The sequence below is a fragment of the Tateyamaria omphalii genome (genome assembly GCF_001969365.1).
Lineage (GTDB): Bacteria > Pseudomonadota > Alphaproteobacteria > Rhodobacterales > Rhodobacteraceae > Tateyamaria > Tateyamaria omphalii_A.
The window spans coordinates 3584838-3604073 of record NZ_CP019312.1 but is presented as its reverse complement, the minus strand read 5'-3'; the positions used below and the strand labels follow the sequence as shown (position 1 = coordinate 3604073).

The window sequence follows — 19236 nt, the reverse complement described above, 5'->3', positions numbered from 1 at the left end:
GTCTAGCGGGTGCCGCGCCGCAAGTCACGCAATGTCAGCCGGTCTTGCGCAGGCAAATGAGGTAAAAACCGTCCATGCCACCCCTGTCCGCCCAATGATCGGGGCGCAGGCGCAACCCACCCTCTTCGGTGATCCATCCGGGATCAATGCCGGGCCGGTCAAGCGCTGCGCGATCCACGGTCAGCGACGGATGGCGCACCAACGCCTCCTCGGCCTGCACTTCGCCCTCATCCGGCAACAGCGAACATGTGCAAAACACCATGCGCCCGCCGGGCTTCAACAAGGATACGGCATGGTCAATCATGCGTGCCTGCATTTCGATCAGCGCGCCAAACTCCGACCCGTCCTTGGCAAAGGGCAGATCCGGGTGCCGCCGGATCGTGCCTGTCGCGGAACAGGGCGCATCCAGCAGGATCGCATCATATTGCCCGGTCACATCAAAGGCGTCCGAGACCAGCGTCTCGGCCTTCAACGCGGTGCGGATCAGGTTCTGCCTTACCCGCTCCATGCGTCCTTCGGAGATATCAACGGCCGTCACATCCGCACCGCTCGCGGCCAGCTGCAACGTCTTGCCGCCCGGCGCGGCACACAGGTCCAGCACCGCCTCGCCGGGTTGCGCGTCCAGCACGCGGGCAGGCATGGCCGCCGCCGCATCCTGCACCCACCAGTCGCCCGCCGTGTAGCCGGGCAAGGCAGACACCTGCCCCGCATCCGCCAACCGGACAGAGCCCGTGGGCAATGCCGTCCCGCCAGTGGCCTGCGCCACGGCATCAACATCCGCCTTGCAGCTCAAATCCAGCGGCGCGCCTGCAAACTGGACGGCCTCCATAGCCAGAACAGTCTCTCCGCCCCACGCCTCGACCAGCGGCCCGCGCAACCACTTGGGCAGGCGCGGGGTGCGCAAGGCGGGCCATTGCTCCGGCCCCTTGTCGGCGACCTTGCGCAAAACCGCATTCACCAACCCTTTCAAGTGCCCATAGCGCTTGTGCCGCGACACGATGCCGACCATCGAATTGACGACGCCATGCGCCGCCTCACCCGCGCACAATTCAACAGTGCCGACACGCAACGCGTTGCGGACCGTCAGCGGCGGATATTTCTGCAAATGCTTCTGCAGGATGCGGTCGGCCCGCTCCATCCCGCGCAGGGTTTCGGTCGCCAGACGCTGGGCGCGGGCGCGGTCGGCAGGCTCCAACCGGTCGAGCACACCCGCACCGATCAATTCGGGCAACAGCTTGCCCTCGCCGATGATCTGATCCAGCAGGTAGATCGCGCTGCGCCGCGCGGGCAGTCCCGTATCGCTCATATCTCGTCCCGGTCGTTCCTGTCGCACCCGCTTGCCGGGGCCAAGGCCGGGCGTATATCAAGGGACAAGCGCAAGAGGAACCCACGATGTCCGACGACACAGCCCCCGAGCAACCCAAGGACCTGCCCCCTGCCGCCCAGCGCGCACTGGCCGAGGCAGAGGAACGGCGCAAGGCGGCCAAGGCCCTCGAACTGCCCACGGAATTGGGCGGACGCGACGGACCGGAGCCCGTGCGCTACGGTGATTGGGAGAAAAAGGGAATCGCGATCGACTTCTAGGCGTTACCGCAGTCGAAACATCGCGCTGTCACCGGCACCCCTGTCCGACGTGAATTTGATGCGCCCGTCGGCCGTGGCCTGCACTTCCTGACAATTGTATCCCAGCGGATCACCACCCCAAAACAGATCACGGCAGAAATAACCGTTCTGCCACGACCATGTGCCCTCGACATCCCACCGGGCACCGCGTCCCTCGATGCGACCATCTGGGGTCACGTTCAGTTTGACAAAGGGGCGGGTCAACGTCTTGCCGTTGACCAACTGAACAAAGCGGTTCTGGTTGTCCACCTTGACCAGATCGGCCATGGCAGAGGTTGCGGACAACGCGGCGGCAGCCACCAAACAGATCAAACGCATATCACAAGTCCCCTCACGCGGTATCAGGAATACCAACGATACGGCGGAGACTGGCGATTGGTTCACTCAGGCTTTGATTTCGATCAATCGAGCGGCGCTTATCCGCGCAAGCCCAGCACATCCAGCATGTCGTACTGCCCCGGCGCCTTGTCCTGCGCCCAAAGCGCCGCCCTGAGCGCGCCCTTGGCGAACAGGGCGCGGTCGGTTGCCATATGCTTGAGGGTAATCCGCTCGCCCGCCCCGGCAAAGAGCACCTCATGCTCGCCCACGATATCGCCACCGCGAATGACGGAGAACCCGATGTCGCCCCGCTTGCGCGCACCCGTGATCCCATCACGCGCCGCATCGCGCACCTGCGCCAGATCAACACCGCGCCCTTCGGCGGCAGCCTCGCCCAGCATCAGGGCGGTGCCCGACGGCGCATCGACCTTGTGATGGTGATGCGCCTCAACCACCTCGATATCGAAATCCTCGTCCAGCGCCGCGGCGACCTGTTTGACCAGCTGGGTCAGCAGGTTCACACCCAGGCTCATGTTCCCCGCCCGCACAATGGGGCTGTGACGGGAGGCAGGCTCCAGCCGCGCGATCTGGTCGTCGCTCATGCCGGTGGTGCCAATGATGTGCGCTGCCCGCGCCTGGGCGGCGATCCCGGACAGGGCGATGGTGGCCTCCGGCGCGGTAAAGTCGATCACGGCCTGCGCCTTGGCCATCGGCTCCAACGGGTCGTCGAACACATGCACGCCCAGCGCAACGCCGCCCATGGCCTCACCCACGTCACGGCCCACCCAGTCGTGGCCCTCTCGTTCGAGCGCACCGACCAGACGCATCCTGTCGCTCTCCAGCACGGACCGGATCAGCATCTGACCCATCCGGCCCGACGCGCCCGCAATCACGATCCCCGGCAATTCTGACATGTCCCTCACCCCTTCTGGCGACTTCCCGCTTCCCTAGCGCGCCGCGCGCCGCTTGGCAAAGGGCACTGGCTGGCTTAGATGAGGGCCATGGCAAAGAACAAGTTTCACGATGGCCCCGGCCCCTCGCAACGACAGTTGCGCGTGGGCGAGCTGATCCGCCGGACCCTGTCCGAGGTGCTGGCGCGCGGCGACATACATGACCCCGAGCTGAACCGCATGTCGATCACGGTGGGCGAGGTGCGGACCTCGCCTGACCTCAAGGTAGCAACCGCCTATGTCCTGCCGCTGGGCGGTCAGGGGCAGGAGGACGTGCTCAAGCTGCTCGCGCGCAACAAGGGCGAGTTGCGGCGCGCCGTGTCCAAGAAACTGACCCTGAAATTCGCGCCCGACCTGCGCTTCCAACTGGACGAGACCTTCGACCGGATGGACGACACGCGGCGGATGCTGAACCAGGATGCCGTACGGAGAGACACGCAAGGATGATGCGGCTCCTCGCGCTGCTCCTCGCCCTGTCCACGCTGCCGGCGTGGGCGGTCACATGCGAAGACATCCGGTACGAAAGCAACCGTTACACGATCTGCACGGTTGACCCGACCTCGGAAGAGTTGCGCCTGTTTCTCTATGACGACGACGGCGCGCCTTATGGCCAGTTCAGCGCCGTCAATCAGGCGCTCGACGGCGAAGGCAAAACGCTCAGCTTCGCCATGAACGCGGGCATGTATCACGACGACCGCGCGCCTGTCGGCCACTACGTCGAAAACGGGCAAGAAGTCATGCGTGTGATCTCGGCCCCCGGACCCGGCAATTTCGGGCTTTTGCCCAACGGCATCCTCTGCCTGCGCCCGGGCCGGGCGGACGTATTCGAAACGCTGGCCTTCGTGGAACAAGCCCCCGACTGCACCTATGCCACGCAATCCGGGCCGATGCTGGTGATCGACGGCGCGCTGCACCCGCGCTTTTTGCCTGACAGCACCTCACGCTATATCCGCAACGGGGTCGGCACGTCCGCCGATGGGACCAAGGCGGTCTTTGCCATCTCGAACAACGCCGTCACCTTCCACGAATTCGGCAGCCTGTTCCGCGACGCGCTCGACCTGCCCAACGCGCTCTTTTTCGACGGCAATATCTCGCGGCTGTACATGCCCGACCTGAACCGCGACGACTTCGGTTTTGCGCTGGGCCCCATCATTGGAACGGTTGTGCCCGCCCCGCGTTAGGCCCACGTCCGGGGGTTGCCCTGACCAAACAGGGGCAGGCGCATGTCGAAAAAGAAAAACCTGAATGACCAACCCGTCGGCTGGGCGCTCTTCCGCGTGTCGGCGCCCATGAGCATCGGCATCTTCGGCGTGCTAATGGTGGGGCTGGCCGACGCGTTCTTTCTGGCGCGCTACGGGGATTTCGCGCTGACGGCGGTGGGGTTCATCTACCCCGTGACCATGACGCTCACGTCCCTGTCCATCGGGCTCAGCGCAGGCACCAGCACGGTCGTCAGCCAGGCGCTGGGGCGCGGCGAAGAAGAAGGCAAACAGCGCACCACCATGCACGCGATGCTGATGGGCCTTGCTTTGTCGTCTGCCCTCGTCACCGCATTCTTCCTGCTCTCCCCCTGGCTCTTCGGCACCATGGGCGCATCGGACCAAGTGCTCGACGCCGTCATGGCCTACATCCCGTGGTGGTGCCTCAGCTTTCCGCTGCTGGTGATGGCGCAACTCCTGAACTCGGTCTTCCGCGCCGCAGGCCGGTCCGAGGTCGCGGCAATCACCATGTTGGCCCAGGCGACGCTCAACATCGCCCTGACCCCGCTGTTGATCTTCGGCTGGGGGGCCATTCCGGAATTCGGCGTCGCAGGTGCAGGCATGGCCACCTTCATCGCGCGCGCAGCGGGATTTGCGGGCGTGGTCCTGTACGCCTGGTGGACGTCCGAGCTGTGCTTTGATGTGAACCCGGCCAAGGGGATCGTCAAAACCGTCAAACGCATCGGCCGGGTGGCCGCGCCCGCCTCCCTGTCCAACGCGATCAACCCGGGCGGCATGGCCGCCGTCACGGCGGCGGTTGCCGTGGTCGGGGACGCTGCCGTCGCAGGCTTCGGGGCGGCAACGCGCGTTCAATCGCTGCTGTTTCTGCCCATGCTCGCCATGTCGGCGGGCATCGGCCCGGTCGTGGGCCAGGCCTGGGGGGCCGAGGATCAAAGCCGCGCGCAAAAGGCCGTGCGCCTGACCTTCTACGCCTGCGCCGCCTATGGCGCGGTCCTCGCCGCCGTCCTTCTGATCTTTGCACAGCCCATCGCGGCCCTGGTCGCCGACAATGAAGACGCGGCAGAGTACGGCGCGCAGTACCTCCGGCTCGTCGGACTGTCCTTCTTTGGCTACGGCATCCTCGTCACGGGCAACGCCGCCATGAACGCCCGCGACCGCGCGCTGTGGTCCATGGGCCTGAGTGCGGCGCGGATTGCGCTGATCTATATCCCCTTCGCGTGGGCAGGCGTGCTGATCTTCGGCTACACCGGTATCCTCGGGGCCGCACTGCTGGCCAATGTGCTGGGCGCTTTCGGGGCGATCATCGCCTGCCGCGCCGTGGGGCTGCTGGGCACCGACACCGCAATCATCCGCGGCCCGGCGCGCGCCGCACGTTCCCTCACACCCTCTGATTGACAAGGCCCGCAGCCCTGCGATACGCGGCACGCCTTATCGAACACACGAGGACAGCATGGGCCGTTCACGCAAAGGACGCGACATTTCCGGGTGGTTGGTGGTGGACAAGCCTGCGGGCCTGACCTCGACCGCCGTCGTGAACAAGGTGCGCTGGGCGCTGCAGGCCAAGAAGGCGGGCCACGCAGGCACGCTTGATCCCGAAGCGACAGGTGTGCTGGCCGTGGCCTTGGGCGAGGCGACCAAAACGGTCCCCTACATCACCGACGCGCTCAAGGCCTACCGGTTCACCGTGCGACTGGGCCAAGCGACGAATACGGACGACGCCGAGGGCGAAGTGATCGCGCAGTCCGCCACCCGCCCCTCCGATACACAGATCAAAGCCGCCCTCGGCCACTTCATCGGCGACATCATGCAGGTTCCGCCCAAATTCTCGGCGGTCAAGATCGACGGGCAACGCGCCTACAAGCTGGCGCGCGATGGCGAAGACGTCGAACTGGCGGCCCGCCCCCTCTGGGTCGACGAACTGGTGCTGACCGACCGCCCCGACCCAGATCATGTCGAGTTGGAAATGGTCTGCGGCAAGGGCGGCTATGTCCGCTCCATCGCCCGCGATCTGGGCGAGGCGCTGGGCTGCTACGGCCACGTGCGCGAACTGCGCCGCATCTGGTCCGGCCCGTTCGAGGCCGAGGAGGGCCTGACCTTCGAGCAGATCGAAGCGCTCGCACACACACCCGAACTCGACGCGCACCTGCGCCCTACCGCCCATGGCCTCGCCGACCTGCCCGAACTGCGCGCCACAGCGGAAGGGGCGGCGCGCCTGCGCAACGGCAACCCCGGCATGGTGATGGCCGCAGACGTCGACTATGGCGAAGAATGCTGGGCGTCGTTCGACGGCAAACCGGTGGCCGTGGGCCGCTACAAGGCGGGCGAGCTGCACCCCGCACGGGTCTTCAACCTGTAACAAACCGGCGCTGCACGCCCGAAACACGCCCGAAAACCATCGCCAAATGTTACAATCCCGGGGATTCCGATAAGCGCTGCGTGAGCGGCCTTCTCAAATGGAACCATTCGGTCCACATCTATCCCATCACACCAGCAAACGTCCTAGATCGGGAGAGAGACCATGAACACCCAAACCCTTCGCACCGCCGGCACCGTACTGACAGCCGGTGCCTTTGCCACCATCGCCTTTGACGTCTTCGGCCAGGCGCTCAGCCCGCTGTTCGGATACGCCAAACTGGCGCCCGTCGGCCTTGCCGGGGCGTCGATCAAGGCCATCTTCGGCGCCAACCCCTCCGGCGCGGCCTACCTGCTGCACGCGCTGACCGGGCTGATTTTCTACGCCGTGGGCTGGTTCGCCATCGCACGTCCCATCCAGCGGGCGATCCTGCCGCGGCTGCACTGGTCGCTGACCGCAGTGGCCTACGGCACAGCCCTCTGGGTCTTTGCGCTCTACTTTATGGCGCACCTCGTCACGGGCAATGCGCCGTTCCTCGGCTTCACCGGGATCACCTGGGTCGCGCTTTGGGGTCACATCGTCTACGCCCTCGTTGCCGCCGGGATCATGGAGGCCAAGGGCGCCGTCCTGAACATCCGCCGGAACTCGGTGGCCGTGCCCGCCGAATAAGCGGAACCACACAAACCGATTGATGGGGCGGTCTGCGGCTGGCAGAACCGCCCCATGATCACTCGGACCCACATCAAGGGCGACGCGCCGTCGACCGCAATCTACTCCGACTGCGAACGATACCGCTACAGCCTGACGCGTATCTGGGACGGCTCTGGGCGGAAGGTGAATTTCGTGATGCTGAACCCCTCGACCGCGACCGAGGTGCAGAACGATCCCACGGTCGAACGGTGCGAACGGCGCGCACGCACACTGGGCTACGGCAGCTTTGCAGTGACCAATATCTTCGCCTGGCGCGACACCGATCCGCGCGCTATGCGGGCGGCAGTGGACCCCATCGGTCCGGACAATGACGATGCAATTCTCGACCGGGCGGCCTGGGCCGATGATGTCATCGCGGCGTGGGGCACCCACGGCGCGCATATGAACCGCGGAGCAGCCGTTGCCACCCTCCTATACGGCATCGAACGGCCACTCTTTCACCTGGGGCTGTCCAAGGCCGGGCACCCAAAACACCCGCTCTATCTGCCCTACACGCAACAGCCCGAAGCCTGGGCAATCCCCGCCGCTGACACCCCGCGTTAACCATTCTACCGGAATGGCTTTGCTTCAACCGCAGGTATACGTTAGAAAACCTACGGGTGGGTTTTGCCTAGGCGTTTGGAAGTAGTATTATGTTGTGGCTTGCTGGTTTGATGGGACTTGTCGCGGTCGGTGCCGTGGGCGTCGTGGACATGACGACAAACGATGAGGCGGAGGACACAGCCGATGCGGAAACGGAGGCTGACGTCACCGCGCAACCCGATGCAGAATCCCTTTCCGACAGCGCCAGCAGCGGCCCGGAACCCCAGACACCTTCGGACGAAACGCTGATCCTCGGCAGCCAGACGGATGACATCCTCGTCGGCACCGATGGCGATGACACGCTTTATGGCGAAGAAGGCGATGACACGATCGACGGCGGCGCAGGCGACGATACGCTGAATGGCGAAGATGGCGATGACGTCATCACGGGCGGGGCCGGTGACGACGATATGTTTGGCCACAGTGGTGATGACCTGCTGGCTGGCGGCGACGGCAACGATCAGATGCAGGGCGCACAGGGCAACGACACCCTGTCTGGCGGCGCCGGTGACGATGCGGTGCATGGCGGCTTGGATGACGACACGCTGACCGGCGGGGCCGGTCAGGACACCCTCTTTGGCGGTTGGGGCGACGATCTGCTGAACGGTGTCGAAGACAACCCTGACACCGACGCCAGCGACGACACCGACGGCAAGGACTATCTCAACGGCGGCGGCGGGGACGACATCATCATCGCAGGACAAGAGGATATCGTCACCGCAGGTGAGGGCGAGGATACCATTGTCGCTGGCACATGGATGCAGGACGGAGCGGCCGCGACAATCATGGATTTTGACGCGGAAGACGACAACATTCTCCTGGTCTACGACGATGCAGAGGATGAACCCGTGGTGTCGCTTGAACTGGATCCCGACGATCCCAACACGACGCGTGTGATGATGAACGGGGTTGCCGTGGCCAACGTGATCAACGGCGCACAGATAGATATGGCCAACATCGCCGTCATGCCGCTCAGCCTCGCTCAAAACGCAGGCATGGCGCCAACCTGACCTAATTGCAGGGCACACGGACCCCGTTGCCAAGCCACCGAATCTCTCCTATACGCCCGCATCTCCGGCACGTTGCCGGACACTATGGCCCCGTGCTGGACGACATCCCGGCCGGCGGCGTCTCACTCTAACCTGAAAAGGAGATCCCGATGTCGATCACAGCCGAAGACAAAGCACGCGTGATGAAAGATTACGGCACCAAGGAAGGCGACACCGGTTCGCCCGAAGTCCAGGTCGCCATCCTGTCCTCGCGCATCGCCACGCTGACCGAGCATTTCAAGACGCACAAGAAAGACAACCACGGCCGCCGCGGCCTGCTGAAAATGGTTGCCCAGCGCCGCAAGCTGCTCGACTACCTCAAGGGCAAGGACGAGGCGCGCTACTCCGACCTCATCAAACGCCTGGGCCTGCGCCGCTAACACAGCTCAAAACCGAACAACCAAAACCGCGCCATCCGGCGCGGTTTTCATTTGAGCGGCGCTGTCACAAACCATTGGTCTCGCACCGCGCATCCAAGCCCCTCGCCCACAGCCTGAGAACATCGTGTTTGCCGTGCGCGGCATAGTCCGGCAAACGGTGCAGGCGCGCTTGCACGTCTTTCGGCAACCGGGCTTGGAAGGTATCGGACAGAATGATGTCGACACCAAAGTCACGCGCGGCACCCTCGATGCGCGCGGCACTGTTCATCGTGTCACCCAACAATGCGATCTCTTTCTTCCACGCGCCAACCTCACCCGCCGCAATCGGGCCGCAATGCAACGCAATGCGGATGTGCATCACCTGTCCATAGCGCGCGATGTATGCGTCAGATTTGGTTTCAAGCATCTCGATCATGGCGGTGGCACAGGTCAAGGCATGCTCGAACTGATCAGGCTTTGTCATTGGCCATGTGGCGATGACCGCGTCCCCGACATACCGGTGAATCTCGCCGCCCATGTCCGCGATAGGCTCATCCAGATCATACGCCACATCCCCCAGCAGCTCGTGAAACCGCAAATCACCCAATCGCTCGGCCAGCGCGGTCGACCCGGTCAGGTCCGCAAACATGACAATGCGGTTCTCCAGCCGGGGGCGCCTGTACCGCCCCGTGAACACGGCCAAAGACGCCTCCTTGCCCAACAGCTGATACAGTTCCAGCGCAGTTGAAATAGCCGCTGCAATGCTGATCGACAGCCAAAAGCTGAACAGAAAGCCCGGCTCCAACCACCGCGCCGTGCCAAAAAGCACCCAGGGCGGCAGCACAAGGCTCACAACGATAATGACGGTGTAGGCGACCGCACGCATCAGCACGATGCCCGCGATGGGCACTTTTCTGAGCCATCGAATAGACCTGTTCGACAGAAAAGTGGCCTCGAACACGATGCACCCGGCCCCGATCAGTGCGCCCGTCACAGCCGCCACACCCAACTGCGAAAACGGGACAGGCAGCCCTCCGTCCAGCAGGGTCGTGAGCGCGCCGACCAAAAAGGAAAACCCGATCACCTTTGCAAAGAAGATCGGCGTTTTCGACCGTTTCACAGCATCTTCCTCTCCAACGCGCAGACAACCAGAAGGTACTCACGTCCGCAAATCGGGTGCAAGACCGGGCGGGCCATGGCCCTGCACCGGGACATTCTTGCCCGCGTCGGCCAATGGACGGACCGGCGGCGCAACCTACCTCCCAGACATGCACGACCTGCCCCGCATCGCCCTGTCGGTCCGCCAACCCTCCGCCTGGGCCATCATCGCGGGGCACAAACCCATCGAAAACCGCACAATGGGCTCGATCCGGGCGGGGCGCATGGGCCTCGGGCGCATCGCGCTCCACGCCGCCGCCGGGCTGAAGGAAGACGAGTTTCGCTACCTCTACTGGCGCCTCGAAAAACACGGCGTGCGGTGCCCGCATCCAGCCGACCTGCCACGCGGCGCGATCATCGGCTCGGTCGAGGTGACGGGCATCATCACAGACTCCGACAGCGAATGGTTCGGCGGCGCCGCAGGGCTGACGCTCAAAGACCCGGAACCCTGCGACCCGATCCCGGCCCCCGGCACGCTGGGATACTTCGAATGGTCGCCCGGCGGCACCCTCGCGCCACCCGCGCGCTGGATGCAGAACTGGGGCACCGCCGCCCCCGACGCACAGACGAACGACCTCTTCCCCGACGCCCCCATCGCCTTTGCCAAGCCGCCGAAACGGCCCTGGTCCTAAGCGCGGATGCGCCGCAGCGGCGATGCTTCCAATTGCGACAAAAGTGCTGTATGCGCGCACAATCTGAAAGCCTGGCGCCCGGACCTCAGCGCCCGACAAACAAGATACCGGGGTCAGGGGGAATACGCCCCCTACGCAAATGGCCATCCGGCCAACTTAGGAAACACTTGATGTTCAACGAGACGAAAAAATCCATGCAGTGGGGCGAAGAGACGCTCACACTGGAAACCGGCAAGGTCGCCCGTCAAGCGGACGGGTCCGTCATTGCCACGCTGGGCGAAACCAGCGTCATGGCGAACGTGACCTTCGCCAAATCCCCCAAACCGGGTCAGGACTTCTTTCCCCTGACCGTCCACTACCAGGAAAAATACTACGCCGCGGGCAAGATCCCCGGCGGTTTCTTCAAGCGTGAGGCACGGCCCACCGAGAAAGAAACCCTGACCGCCCGCCTGATCGACCGTCCGATCCGGCCCCTGTTCGTCTCCGGCTTCAAGCACGAAGTGCTGGTGATGTGCACCGTTCTGTCCCACGATCTGGTCAACGACCCCGACATCGTCGCGATGATCGCCGCCTCCGCTGCCCTGACCATTTCGGGCGCGCCGTTCATGGGCCCCATCGCCGGTGCGCGTGTTGGGTACGAGGATGGCGAATACATCCTGAACCCCACCGTCGACGACATGCAGGACCTGCGCCTGAACCCCGAGCAACGCCTCGATCTGGTTGTCGCCGGCACCAAAGACGCCGTGATGATGGTCGAATCCGAAGCCTACGAACTCAGCGAAGCGGAAATGCTGGGTGCGGTCAACTTCGCACACGAGCAAATCCAGCCCGTGATCGACCTGATCATCGCGCTGGCCGAAGACTCCGCGAAAGAACCGTTTGACTTCCAGGCCCCCGACTATTCGGACCTCTACGAAGCGGTCAAAGCCGCAGGCGAAACGCAAATGCGCGAAGCGTTCGCGATCAGCGACAAGCAAGAGCGCACCAGCGCCGTGTCCGCCGCCCGCACTGCCATCGTCGAGGCGCTGACCGAAGAGCAGCAAGAAGACGGCAACCTCGGCTCCGCCCTGAAGAAGCTCGAAGCGTCCATCCTGCGCGGTGACGTGGTCAAGACCGGCACCCGCATCGACGGTCGTAAAACGGATGAAATCCGTGACATCGTGTGCCAAACGGGCCTCCTGCCCCGGACGCACGGCTCGGCACTCTTCACCCGTGGTGAGACGCAAGGCCTGGTCGTGACCACACTGGGCACCGGCGACGACGAACAGTTCATCGACGCCCTGCACGGCAACTTCAAATCCAACTTCCTGCTGCACTACAACTTCCCGCCCTACTCGGTCGGCGAAGCGGGTCGCGTGGGCCCTCCCGGACGGCGTGAAATCGGCCACGGCAAACTGGCATGGCGCGCGCTGCAAGCCGTGCTGCCAGCCAGCACCGACTTCCCCTACACCGTGCGTCTGGTATCGGAAATCACCGAATCCAACGGCTCCTCCTCCATGGCGTCCGTTTGCGGCGGCTCGCTGTCGATGATGGATGCAGGCGTTCCGCTGAAATCGGCTGTGGCCGGTGTGGCCATGGGCCTGATCCTCGAAGAAGACGGCAGCTACGCCATCCTGTCCGACATCCTGGGTGACGAAGACCACCTGGGCGACATGGATTTCAAAGTGGCAGGCACAGAAAACGGCATCACCTCGCTGCAGATGGACATCAAGATCGCAGGCATCACGCCCGAGATCATGGAAAAAGCCCTGGCACAGGCCAAAGACGGCCGGATGCACATCCTGGGCGAGATGGGCAAAGCCATCAGCGGCGCGCAGGAATTCTCGGTCCACGCACCGCGCATCGAAACCATGCAAGTGCCCACCGACAAAATCCGTGAGGTCATCGGTTCCGGCGGTAAAGTGATCCGCGAAATCGTCGAAGTGTCGGGCGCCAAGGTCGACATCAACGATGACGGCATCATCAAGATTGCATCGCCCAACGGCGAAGCCATCAAGAAAGCCTACGACATGATCCACTCGATCGTGGCCGAACCGGAAGAGGGTGCGGTCTACACCGGCACCGTCGTGAAGATCGTCGATTTCGGCGCCTTCGTGAACTTCTTTGGCAAGCGCGACGGCCTGGTGCACGTGTCCCAGATCGAAAACCGCCGCCTGAACCACCCGTCGGACGTCCTGAAAGAGGGCCAAGAGGTCAAGGTCAAGCTCTTGGGCTTTGATGACCGCGGCAAGGTCCGCCTGTCGATGAAAGTCGTCGATCAGGAAACCGGCGAAGAAGTGAAGAAAGAGGAATCGGCCGCGGAATAACACCGCACCGATTTCGTAAATGACAGGCCCCGGCAGCGATGCCGGGGCCTTCTTGTTTCACACGTCCATTTGTGGTCTCACACCGCCATGCCCAGCCCCTCTGACATCCAGATCATCACTGTCGCCTACAACAGCACCGGCGTGATCGGCGACATGCTCGCCTCGGTCCCCGCTGACGTGCACGTGGTCATCGTGGACAACGCCAGCAGCGACGCGGGCGCGCTGGCCTCACTGGCGGAAACCCACGGGGCAACCGTCGTCACGAACCCCGAAAACCGCGGCTTCGGCGCCGCCTGCAACATCGGCGCGGCGCATTGCAACCGCCCATGGCTCCTGTTCCTCAACCCCGACGCACGGCTCGAACCCGGCTGCCTCGACACGCTCTGCCACGCAGCAGACGCACACCCACAGGCCAGCGCCTTCGCCCCACGGGTCCTCGACGGCAAGGGCAGGCAAGCCTTCCGCCGCCGCTCCCGCCTCCTGCCCAAAAGCAGCCACTGGACGGGGCAAGCGCCACAACAGGACACAAACGTCCCCCTGCTCAACGGCGCAGCGATCTTTGTAAAGGCATCGCATTTCAGCGACATCGGCGGCTTTGACGACCAAATCTTCCTCTATCACGAAGATGACGACCTCAGCCTGCGCCTGACAGCAGCACACGGCCCCATCCGCTTCGTCCACGACGCGGTCGTCACCCACGCCGAAGGGCGCAGCACCGCGCGCACCCCCGCCACTGCCGCGTTCAAGGCCCGGCACATGGCCCAATCGGCCATCTATGCGATGGAAAAACACGGGCAGACCGGCGCACGCCGCCGCATCATCGCCCATGGCCTGATGCAGCTCATCTCACCGATCACCCTCATCTCGGCCCGCAAACGGGCCAAGGCCATGGGCTTTGTCAAAGGGGCGCTCTCCAAAGGGATCGCGCCCCAAAGCTAGGGTTACTCCGGGGCCTTCGTCTTGCGCAGATAAGGCAACACCGTCTCGAACGCGCCAAACTTCGCCTTGGCGTCCTCGTTCGATACCGACGGCGGAATGATCACATCCTCGCCCGGCACCCAGTTCGCAGGCGTCGCCACGCCCTTGGCCGACATCTGCAAGCCATCCAGCGCCCGCACCACCTCGGCAAAATTGCGGCCCACGGTCATCGGATAGGTCATCGACAGCTTCAGCTGCTTGTCCGGCCCAATGATGAACACCGACCGCACAGTCGCCGAATCTGCCGGGGTCCGGCCATCAGGCAAATACGCCTCGGCGGGCAACATATCGAACGCCTTCGACACCGCCAGCCCGTCATCTGCAATGATCGGGAAACCGGCCTTGGCCCCAGCGACCTTCTCGATATCACCCTTCCACTTCTTGTGATCCTCAACGCCGTCCACAGACACACCAATCACCTTGGTCCCACGCTTCTCCCACTCTTCCGCCAACTGCGCCACGGCACCGAACTCGGTCGTGCACACGGGCGTAAAATCCTTCGGGTGCGAAAACAAAATCGCCCAGCTATCGCCGATCCACTCATGCAGCGAAAACGTGCCGTGGTCCGTTTCGACCGTCAAATCCGGGATGGTGTCGTTGATGCGCAAACCCATAGTGTCCTCCGTCGGGATAGTAATGACACGGGCAACCTAAGCCATAGAACGTGCCATTACATCCCCCGTCTTGTGGCGCGCCGATGCAGGTGCCACAGTCCAACAAAATGTCAGGGAGGCAGAGATGCTCGAAAAACGCGATTTCTACATCAACGGCCAATGGGTCGCCCCGCAGGACGGCACCGACCACCACGTGATCGACCCCTCGACCGAGGAACCAACAGCCGTCATCTCACTCGGCGGCACCAAGGACGCAGAGGCCGCAATCGCCGCGGCCAAGGCCGCCTTCCCCGCCTGGATGGCCACCCCGGTCGAGGACCGCATCGCCCTCGTCGACAAGCTGATCGACATCTACAACACCCGGGCCGAGGACCTGGCCCAGGCCATGTCCACCGAAATGGGCGCCCCCCTCGACATGGCGCGCAGCCAACAGGTCGGCGCGGGCACATGGCACCTGAAAAACTTCATCCGCGCGGCCAAATCCTTCGACTTCAACCGCCCCCTCAGCGACCGCGCCTCGAATGACCGGATCATCTACGAACCCGTCGGCGTCGCGGCTCTGATTACCCCGTGGAACTGGCCCATGAACCAGGTCACGCTCAAGGTGGGTGCCGCCGCCATCGCAGGCTGCACCATGGTCCTGAAGCCTTCCGAAGAATCCCCCCTCAACGCCATCATCTTTGCCGAGATGATGGACGCGGCGGGCTTCCCGCCCGGCGTCTTCAACCTGATCAACGGCGACGGCCCCGGCGTGGGCACGGTGCTGTCGGGCCACCCGGATGTGGACATGGTCAGCTTCACCGGCTCGTCCCGCGCGGGCAGGCTCATCTCGAAAAACGCCGCCGACACGCTCAAACGTGTCCACCTTGAACTGGGCGGCAAAGGGGCCAATGTCATCTTTGACGACGCCGATGAAAAGGCGGTCAAACGCGGCGTGTTGCACATGATGAACAACACCGGGCAGTCCTGTAATGCTCCCTCCCGGATGCTCGTGCAACGCAGCAAATATGACGCCGCGGTTGAAGAGGCCGCCGCCATCGCGGGCAAAGTCACCGTCGGCCCCGCCAGCGAAGAAGGGCACCATATCGGCCCGGTGGTCAACGAAGTGCAATGGACCAAAATCCAGGACCTCATCCAAAAAGGCATCGACGAAGGCGCCAGGCTGGTTGCCGGCGGCACAGGCCGCCCCGACGGCTTCAACAAAGGGTACTACGTCCGCCCCACCGTCTTTGCGGACGTCACCAACGACATGACCATCGCACGCGAGGAAATCTTCGGCCCCGTCCTGTCGATCATTCCCTTCGAGACGGAAGAAGACGCCATTGAGATCGCCAACGACACGCCCTACGGCCTGACCAACTACGTCCAGACCCAGGACGGATCAAGACTGAACCGTATGGCCCAGGCCCTCCGCTCCGGCATGGTCGAAATGAACGGCACCTCCCGCGCCGCAGGCTCCCCTTTCGGCGGCATGAAACAGTCGGGCAACGGACGCGAAGGTGGCATCTGGGGGATCGAGGATTTTCTCGAAGTCAAAGCCGTCTCAGGCTGGGCCGCCGAATAAACCAAGATCCAACTTCACTTGGCCAAATAAACTCCGGGGGGAGGCGCAGCCCGGGGGGCTGGCCCCCCTCATCCTTCCGCTTCCGCGACACGGCCGGATCAGCACCGTAAGGCGGGCTTCAGCCCGCCATCCGCCGGCATTTACGCGCGCTTAACCTTTGCCACCGTCCGCACCGTTAACACCCGCAAATCGCGCCAAGTGGTGCACAGCCGGTGCACAGGCTGTGCACGCCTTGTGTACGGTCCGTGCATCGCCCCAAACCCCTTGCCTGCAAGGCGTTAACGCCCGTTTTGCGACGTCGCGTCGCCAAGGGGCTTAGCAGCCCCACCGAACGTTGCGTCTCAGAACGGCGCAGCAGCCCGAAACCGCATCATCTTGCCACTGTCCGGATGCTTGATCCGCAGCTCCTCCGAATGCAGCATCAACCGCTCAAAGTCCCGCGCAAGTCCGTCCGCATAGAACGGATCACCCAGGATCGGATGGCCCAATTCCATCATATGCACCCGCAGCTGATGGCTCCGCCCCGTCTGCGGCATCAACCGCACCCGGCTCTCCGTTTCGGTGTCGCGCAGCACCCGCCAATCGGTCACCGCGGGCTTGCCATTCTCATGGTCCACATGCTGCCTGGGCCGGTTCGGCCAGTCCACGATCAGGGGCAGATCGACCCGCCCCGTCTTGGGTGTCATGCGCCCCCAAACCCTTGCGACATATGTCTTTTTCGCCGCCCGCAGTTCGAACTGCTTGGACAGGAACCGCTGCGCATGGGGCGTCAATCCAAACACCATCACCCCGCTCGTATCCCGGTCGAGCCGATGCACCAACAACGCCTGCGGCCACACCGCCTGCACCCGCGCAATCAGGCAATCCGACAGGTGCTCCCCCTTGCCCGGAACGCTCAACAAACCCGACGGTTTGGACACCACCAACATCTCCGCATCATCATGCAGAATGTCGAGCGGTTCATCAGGCGGGGCATAGACATCATCCATCCCGCCCGCCTGACAAATGCGCGAACATTTGGCAAGTCCGATCACGTTTGAGAGAGGCACAGACACAGCGTTTGCCTAATACGCCACCCCGTGTTCTGTCAGCGATATGAAACACTTAGCCGCCCTTCTCCTCGCCCTGCCAACCCTCGCCTTTGCCCAATGCGGCCCCGACGCCGCCTGCGCGATCGACGGCGGCAGCTACCACATGACCGGCGCCGAAACCGGGCCTGACCCCAAACCTGCGCTCGTCTTTTTCCATGGTCACAACGCCAGCGGCCAAATGATTTTCCGCGGCGGGATCCAATCGGAATTCGCCGACGCAGGCTATGTCGTCATCGCCCCAAACGGCCAGCAAATCCCCGGTCGAGAAACCCGGTTCTGGCCGGGCCGCGATGGCAGCGCCCGAGACGATGTCGGCTTTGTTCTGGACGTCGTGGAGGACGCGAAAACCAAGGCGCGCATCGACCCGAACCGCATCTATGTCGCGGGCTTTTCCGCAGGGGGATCAATGGCTTGGCTCATGGCCTGCAAACAGGCCGACGCCTTCGCTGCCTACGTCTCCATCGCCGGCGCACTCCGCGAACCCAACGACACAACCGACTGCCCAAACGCCCCCGTCCGCTTTCTGCAAATCCACGGCTTCGCCGACAACCAGGTCCCCTTCGAAGGGCGCGCCATCCGCGACTGGCACCAGGGCAGCCTGTGGGACAGCCTTGCGCTGGCCCGCACCGCCAACCAGTGCCGCACGCATCCCGACACCATCGAGATCGGCGACCAATTCCGCTGCCGCGACTGGAACGCAAGCTGTTCAAATGGCGCGACAAAATTCTGCGAACACGATGGCGGCCACGGCATGCCACGCGGCTGGACGACCCTTGCCAAACAGTGGTTCGAAGGCTCCTAAGCCGTCGCCCGCATCTGCCGCACCATCGACACCGAATAGATCACCAGCGCCGCCCAGATCATCGGAAACGCGATCATCCGCGCCTGCCCGAAGGGCTCCTTGAACACCACAACGGCGCACAGAAAAATCATCGTCGGCGCGATGTATTGCAGGATCGCGATTGTCGTCAGGCGCAGCCCCTTGGCCCCATTTGCATACAAAATCAACGGGATAGCCGTGACCGCCCCGCAACCCAGCAACAACCAGTCGGTGCCAAAATCGCCCACCAGAAACTGCCCCTGTCCTGTGCTGGCCAGCCACCCGACATAGGCCAGCGCCGGGACCAGCAGGATCAACACTTCAAGCAAAAACCCCTGGTTTGGCCCAATCGGCAACTGCTTCTTCGCCAGCGCATAGAACCCCCAGGTCACCGTCAACCCAAGCGCCGCCCACGGCACAACGCCTGCCGAGACGGTCAGGACCACCACAGCACAGGCCGCCAATCCGATGGCAACCTTCTGCGCCCCGGTCATCCGTTCACCCAGCAAAACCGCGCCCAAGGCCACTGAAAACAAGGGGTTGATGTAATACCCAAGCGCCGCGTCCAGCGCGTGACCACTGGTGATCGCCCAGACGTAGATGCCCCAGTTCAACGTGATCAGCGTCGCCGTCACACACCCCATCGCCAACATCCGCGGATTGCGCAGCGCCGTCATCAGGTCGCCCGTGCGCCGCAGCAGGATCAGCAAGAGCGCTGCAATCGGCACCGACCAGATGATCCGATGCGCCACCACCTCCGCCGGACCAAGATGGTCCAGCAGCTTCATATAAAGCGGCAGAAAACCCCAAAGAAAATAGGCGGATACGGCAAAGCCGAGCCCTTGGGGCGTATCACCGGATGGTTGTGTCATGGGGTGGTCCTTTCCGGCCCACCCCTAACACCGGTT

Annotated in this window: 21 protein-coding genes; 14 read left to right on the top strand and 7 right to left on the bottom strand. The window is 63.6% G+C overall.

From position 1 onward, the window contains the following. Positions 1-34 precede the first annotated feature (34 nt). Positions 35-1306 (bottom strand): RsmB/NOP family class I SAM-dependent RNA methyltransferase, encoded by a 1272-nt coding sequence (locus BWR18_RS18060; RefSeq protein ID WP_076629802.1) that lies wholly within the window; start codon positions 1304-1306, stop codon positions 35-37. A gap of 86 nt (positions 1307-1392) precedes the next feature. Here BWR18_RS18060 and BWR18_RS18055 point away from each other — a divergent pair, with 86 nt between their 5' ends. Further along, complete coding sequence (locus BWR18_RS18055; RefSeq protein ID WP_083957761.1) at positions 1393-1584, top strand: DUF1674 domain-containing protein; 192 nt, start codon at positions 1393-1395, stop codon at positions 1582-1584. 3 nt (positions 1585-1587) lie between these two features. Here BWR18_RS18055 and BWR18_RS18050 read toward each other — a convergent pair whose 3' ends face one another. Both BWR18_RS18050 and dapB read right to left on the bottom strand, forming a co-directional pair. Then, on the bottom strand, positions 1588-1941 hold the full coding sequence (locus tag BWR18_RS18050) for a dihydrodipicolinate reductase (protein WP_076629800.1): 354 nt from the start codon (positions 1939-1941) through the stop codon (positions 1588-1590). A 98-nt stretch (positions 1942-2039) separates the two neighbouring features. Continuing rightward, complete coding sequence (gene dapB, locus BWR18_RS18045) at positions 2040-2855, bottom strand: 4-hydroxy-tetrahydrodipicolinate reductase (RefSeq protein WP_076629799.1); 816 nt, start codon at positions 2853-2855, stop codon at positions 2040-2042. A gap of 87 nt (positions 2856-2942) precedes the next feature. On the opposite strand from dapB, the gene rbfA reads away from it, so the two are divergent. The 8 genes from rbfA to rpsO all read left to right on the top strand — a co-directional run bounded on the left by rbfA (position 2943) and on the right by rpsO (position 9186). Then, on the top strand, positions 2943-3338 hold the full coding sequence (gene rbfA, locus BWR18_RS18040) for a 30S ribosome-binding factor RbfA (protein ID WP_076629798.1): 396 nt from the start codon (positions 2943-2945) through the stop codon (positions 3336-3338). Continuing rightward, the gene (locus BWR18_RS18035) at positions 3335-4072 is read left to right on the top strand and encodes a phosphodiester glycosidase family protein (RefSeq protein WP_076629797.1); all 738 of its coding nucleotides are present in this window, start codon (positions 3335-3337) and stop codon (positions 4070-4072) included. The genes rbfA and BWR18_RS18035 overlap by 4 nt, the downstream gene beginning before the upstream one ends. 42 nt (positions 4073-4114) lie before the next feature. After that, positions 4115-5506 carry an MATE family efflux transporter gene (locus tag BWR18_RS18030; RefSeq protein ID WP_076629796.1) on the top strand — a complete coding sequence of 464 codons (1392 nt, stop codon included), beginning with the start codon at positions 4115-4117 and terminating at the stop codon, positions 5504-5506. A 55-nt stretch (positions 5507-5561) separates the two neighbouring features. Further along, entirely contained in the window at positions 5562-6467 is a 906-nt protein-coding gene (gene truB, locus BWR18_RS18025) for a tRNA pseudouridine(55) synthase TruB (RefSeq protein WP_076629795.1), read from the top strand. A gap of 162 nt (positions 6468-6629) precedes the next feature. Further along, positions 6630-7133: a hypothetical protein gene (locus tag BWR18_RS18020; RefSeq protein ID WP_076629794.1), complete on the top strand. Its 504-nt coding sequence runs from the start codon at positions 6630-6632 to the stop codon at positions 7131-7133. 54 nt (positions 7134-7187) lie between these two features. Continuing rightward, complete coding sequence (locus BWR18_RS18015) at positions 7188-7718, top strand: DUF1643 domain-containing protein (protein ID WP_076629793.1); 531 nt, start codon at positions 7188-7190, stop codon at positions 7716-7718. A 110-nt stretch (positions 7719-7828) separates the two neighbouring features. Continuing rightward, on the top strand, positions 7829-8767 hold the full coding sequence (locus BWR18_RS18010) for a calcium-binding protein (protein WP_254684895.1): 939 nt from the start codon (positions 7829-7831) through the stop codon (positions 8765-8767). Between the two features lie 149 nt (positions 8768-8916). After that, entirely contained in the window at positions 8917-9186 is a 270-nt protein-coding gene (rpsO, locus tag BWR18_RS18005) for a 30S ribosomal protein S15 (RefSeq protein ID WP_076629791.1), read from the top strand. Positions 9187-9250: 64 nt separating this feature from the next. Here the strand turns inward: rpsO and BWR18_RS18000 are convergent, their stop codons facing one another. Then, complete coding sequence (locus tag BWR18_RS18000; RefSeq protein ID WP_076629790.1) at positions 9251-10285, bottom strand: adenylate/guanylate cyclase domain-containing protein; 1035 nt, start codon at positions 10283-10285, stop codon at positions 9251-9253. A gap of 148 nt (positions 10286-10433) precedes the next feature. Between BWR18_RS18000 and BWR18_RS17995 the strand changes: the two genes are divergently transcribed. The 3 genes from BWR18_RS17995 (at position 10434) to BWR18_RS17985 (ending at position 14200) form a co-directional block, all read left to right on the top strand. After that, positions 10434-10955, top strand: coding sequence for a hypothetical protein (locus BWR18_RS17995; protein ID WP_076629789.1), 522 nt, complete (start codon positions 10434-10436; stop codon positions 10953-10955). Between the two features lie 170 nt (positions 10956-11125). Next, complete coding sequence (gene pnp, locus BWR18_RS17990; RefSeq protein ID WP_076629788.1) at positions 11126-13261, top strand: polyribonucleotide nucleotidyltransferase; 2136 nt, start codon at positions 11126-11128, stop codon at positions 13259-13261. Positions 13262-13348: 87 nt separating this feature from the next. After that, on the top strand, positions 13349-14200 hold the full coding sequence (locus tag BWR18_RS17985; protein WP_076629787.1) for a glycosyltransferase family 2 protein: 852 nt from the start codon (positions 13349-13351) through the stop codon (positions 14198-14200). A gap of 2 nt (positions 14201-14202) precedes the next feature. On the opposite strand, the gene BWR18_RS17980 is transcribed toward BWR18_RS17985, so the two are convergent. After that, complete coding sequence (locus BWR18_RS17980; protein ID WP_076629786.1) at positions 14203-14853, bottom strand: peroxiredoxin; 651 nt, start codon at positions 14851-14853, stop codon at positions 14203-14205. A 124-nt stretch (positions 14854-14977) separates the two neighbouring features. On the opposite strand from BWR18_RS17980, the gene BWR18_RS17975 reads away from it, so the two are divergent. After that, a complete protein-coding gene (locus BWR18_RS17975) occupies positions 14978-16417 on the top strand; it encodes an aldehyde dehydrogenase family protein (protein WP_076629785.1) in 1440 nt (479 codons plus the stop codon). A 341-nt stretch (positions 16418-16758) separates the two neighbouring features. Here BWR18_RS17975 and BWR18_RS17970 read toward each other — a convergent pair whose 3' ends face one another. Continuing rightward, entirely contained in the window at positions 16759-17406 is a 648-nt protein-coding gene (locus tag BWR18_RS17970) for an RluA family pseudouridine synthase (RefSeq protein WP_076629784.1), read from the bottom strand. A 106-nt stretch (positions 17407-17512) separates the two neighbouring features. Here BWR18_RS17970 and BWR18_RS17965 point away from each other — a divergent pair, with 106 nt between their 5' ends. After that, entirely contained in the window at positions 17513-18310 is a 798-nt protein-coding gene (locus tag BWR18_RS17965; protein WP_076629783.1) for an alpha/beta hydrolase family esterase, read from the top strand. On the opposite strand, the gene rarD is transcribed toward BWR18_RS17965, so the two are convergent. Beyond that, positions 18307-19200 carry an EamA family transporter RarD gene (gene rarD / locus BWR18_RS17960; RefSeq protein ID WP_076629782.1) on the bottom strand — a complete coding sequence of 298 codons (894 nt, stop codon included), beginning with the start codon at positions 19198-19200 and terminating at the stop codon, positions 18307-18309. The two genes, BWR18_RS17965 and rarD, sit on opposite strands and share 4 nt — an antisense overlap. Positions 19201-19236 lie beyond the last annotated feature (36 nt).

What these genes read in the sequence shown, in the direction of transcription:
- BWR18_RS18035 (WP_076629797.1), top strand. Translation starts at nt 3,335, where the DNA reads ATGATGCGGCTCCTCGCGCTGCTCCTCGCCCTGTCCACGCTGCCGGCG.
- BWR18_RS18030 (WP_076629796.1), top strand. Translation starts at nt 4,115, where the DNA reads ATGTCGAAAAAGAAAAACCTGAATGACCAACCCGTCGGCTGGGCGCTC.
- BWR18_RS17985 (WP_076629787.1), top strand. Translation starts at nt 13,349, where the DNA reads ATGCCCAGCCCCTCTGACATCCAGATCATCACTGTCGCCTACAACAGC.
- BWR18_RS17980 (WP_076629786.1), bottom strand. Translation starts at nt 14,853, where the DNA reads ATGGGTTTGCGCATCAACGACACCATCCCGGATTTGACGGTCGAAACG.
- BWR18_RS17965 (WP_076629783.1), top strand. Translation starts at nt 17,513, where the DNA reads ATGAAACACTTAGCCGCCCTTCTCCTCGCCCTGCCAACCCTCGCCTTT.
- pnp (WP_076629788.1), top strand. Translation starts at nt 11,126, where the DNA reads ATGTTCAACGAGACGAAAAAATCCATGCAGTGGGGCGAAGAGACGCTC.
- BWR18_RS17970 (WP_076629784.1), bottom strand. Translation starts at nt 17,406, where the DNA reads ATGGATGATGTCTATGCCCCGCCTGATGAACCGCTCGACATTCTGCAT.
- rbfA (WP_076629798.1), top strand. Translation starts at nt 2,943, where the DNA reads ATGGCAAAGAACAAGTTTCACGATGGCCCCGGCCCCTCGCAACGACAG.
- rarD (WP_076629782.1), bottom strand. Translation starts at nt 19,200, where the DNA reads ATGACACAACCATCCGGTGATACGCCCCAAGGGCTCGGCTTTGCCGTA.
- rpsO (WP_076629791.1), top strand. Translation starts at nt 8,917, where the DNA reads ATGTCGATCACAGCCGAAGACAAAGCACGCGTGATGAAAGATTACGGC.
- truB (WP_076629795.1), top strand. Translation starts at nt 5,562, where the DNA reads ATGGGCCGTTCACGCAAAGGACGCGACATTTCCGGGTGGTTGGTGGTG.
- BWR18_RS18020 (WP_076629794.1), top strand. Translation starts at nt 6,630, where the DNA reads ATGAACACCCAAACCCTTCGCACCGCCGGCACCGTACTGACAGCCGGT.
- BWR18_RS18010 (WP_254684895.1), top strand. Translation starts at nt 7,829, where the DNA reads ATGGGACTTGTCGCGGTCGGTGCCGTGGGCGTCGTGGACATGACGACA.
- BWR18_RS18060 (WP_076629802.1), bottom strand. Translation starts at nt 1,306, where the DNA reads ATGAGCGATACGGGACTGCCCGCGCGGCGCAGCGCGATCTACCTGCTG.
- BWR18_RS18015 (WP_076629793.1), top strand. Translation starts at nt 7,188, where the DNA reads ATGATCACTCGGACCCACATCAAGGGCGACGCGCCGTCGACCGCAATC.
- BWR18_RS17975 (WP_076629785.1), top strand. Translation starts at nt 14,978, where the DNA reads ATGCTCGAAAAACGCGATTTCTACATCAACGGCCAATGGGTCGCCCCG.
- BWR18_RS17995 (WP_076629789.1), top strand. Translation starts at nt 10,434, where the DNA reads ATGCACGACCTGCCCCGCATCGCCCTGTCGGTCCGCCAACCCTCCGCC.
- BWR18_RS18050 (WP_076629800.1), bottom strand. Translation starts at nt 1,941, where the DNA reads ATGCGTTTGATCTGTTTGGTGGCTGCCGCCGCGTTGTCCGCAACCTCT.
- dapB (WP_076629799.1), bottom strand. Translation starts at nt 2,855, where the DNA reads ATGTCAGAATTGCCGGGGATCGTGATTGCGGGCGCGTCGGGCCGGATG.
- BWR18_RS18055 (WP_083957761.1), top strand. Translation starts at nt 1,393, where the DNA reads ATGTCCGACGACACAGCCCCCGAGCAACCCAAGGACCTGCCCCCTGCC.